We start from the raw sequence: 1,440 nt of genomic DNA, 5'->3' as shown, positions 1-1,440 counted from the left end.
CTTATATTGGCGGTAAACTTATGCAATGGACGGGAGAAAAATGGATCCCTCTAAATAAGAATGAAGTAAAAGCTGGAAAGGGGACTACTGCTAATAAACCATTAGACAAAACAGATTTAGAGCTACAACACGGAAAAGGCAATGTTGAACAAGGTGGTGGAAATTATAAAGAGACTAAGGATAAAATACTGGATAATCAGGCTACCAATCAGAAAGCTAATGAAAGTAGCAAATTTGGCGAGCATGTAAAAAAAGAACAAGATATTAATGCTAATTTAGGTAAGCGTCCAGAAGATAAAATTTGGACAGAAACAAGTAAAAAAGAATCTGTTAAAAATGCTTACGATCATTGGGATAAACATAAACATGAGTTTCCTGAATTTCAAAATTCAAAACAATACGTTGATGCTACCCATAATTTTGTAAGAAATCCACCTGAAGGAACTTTGACAAAAGTTAGAGAAAATGGAGATACGCTATACTACAATCCATCAACAAATATTTTTGTAATAAAAAATGCAGATGGAACACCTAGAACAATGTTTAAACCTGAAAAAGGTTTAGAATACTGGAATAAACAAAAATGATTGAAAAAAAATTATATTCTTGCCCATGTTGTGGTAATAAAACTATAAGAAAATTGGGTGACTACGAAATATGTTATATCTGCAATTGGGAAGATGATCCTGTTCAATCAGATGATCCAGATTTTTCCGGCGGAGCAAATTTAGAAAGCTTAAATGAGGCAAAAAAAATGTATCAACAGTTAATTCAGAAAAACAAAGATCCCTTAATTAGAGATCTTTGATATTTAGCTTTAAAATTAAGCTTTGACAAAACTTGCCCTGTTCAATATTAATGATAACAGGGCAGCCTACATAATAGCCTATCTGCTCCAGCCACCTGCCTTTAATGGTCAGTTGTGGTTTGGGGTTAGGCTTTGTGCCTTGTGGTACATAACCGACGGTATAAAACCGTTCGTTGGGTTGCGATGCAAGCTCTTTGCCTGTAGCTGATTTTAGCTTAGAATGTGTCTTAGCCATAGTTAACTCCGTGTAAGTTAGTTGTGGTTAGCAGGTTAGCGGTGGTGGTACACCGTTAACCTGCGCTGTTATTTACTGTCTTGTGTAACTTCTCTTCTTTAGTCGCCCGGTTTTAATCAACCAATTAACTGCTTAGCCTGATGTTTTAAAATCATGGCATCTAAAATCTCTTTAACTGACTTCTGCTCATCAGCAGTCATCTGCTTGACCGCCTCAAACTTAAGCTCATCTTGTGGCTTTAGTTCCTCACTTTTTCAACTATCCACTAATCGAAATCATATCGAAAATAAAGCTAGTTATAATAAAAAAGCTATGAACAGTCGATAACTCACTCCGCTGTGTCAGACGGCACCATTATTATCCGCAATGAAAGTGAACAAAAGCAAGATATCGCGGG

Annotated in this window: 2 protein-coding genes and 2 pseudogenes; 2 read left to right on the top strand and 2 right to left on the bottom strand. The window is 36.0% G+C overall.

Going from position 1 to position 1,440, the window contains the following annotated elements; translation table 11 throughout:
* Positions 1–587, top strand: a pseudogene (locus J3U23_RS12040) (hypothetical protein); the annotation flags it as partial.
* Complete coding sequence (locus J3U23_RS12035) at positions 584–808, top strand: CPCC family cysteine-rich protein (RefSeq protein WP_267339342.1); 225 nt, start codon at positions 584–586, stop codon at positions 806–808. The pseudogene J3U23_RS12040 and the gene J3U23_RS12035, both read left to right, overlap by 4 nt.
* On the opposite strand, the gene J3U23_RS12030 is transcribed toward J3U23_RS12035, so the two are convergent.
* Both J3U23_RS12030 and J3U23_RS12150 read right to left on the bottom strand, forming a co-directional pair.
* Entirely contained in the window at positions 795–1,043 is a 249-nt protein-coding gene (locus J3U23_RS12030; RefSeq protein WP_267339341.1) for a SymE family type I addiction module toxin, read from the bottom strand. The genes J3U23_RS12035 and J3U23_RS12030 overlap by 14 nt on opposite strands.
* A gap of 116 nt (positions 1,044–1,159) precedes the next feature.
* Positions 1,160–1,288, bottom strand: a pseudogene (locus J3U23_RS12150) (transcriptional regulator); the annotation flags it as partial.
* Positions 1,289–1,440 lie beyond the last annotated feature (152 nt).

It is taken from the genome of Gilliamella sp. B3367, assembly GCF_026536825.1.
Classification (GTDB): Bacteria; Pseudomonadota; Gammaproteobacteria; order Enterobacterales; family Orbaceae; genus Gilliamella; species Gilliamella apicola_E.
The sequence above is the reverse complement of the archived record's forward strand: the minus strand, read 5'-3'. Positions and strand labels throughout refer to the sequence as shown.

Excerpts from the sequence above, each read along its gene's own strand:
- J3U23_RS12035 (WP_267339342.1), top strand. The coding sequence starts at position 584 with ATGATTGAAAAAAAATTATATTCTTGCCCATGTTGTGGTAATAAAACT.
- J3U23_RS12030 (WP_267339341.1), bottom strand. The coding sequence starts at position 1,043 with ATGGCTAAGACACATTCTAAGCTAAAATCAGCTACAGGCAAAGAGCTT.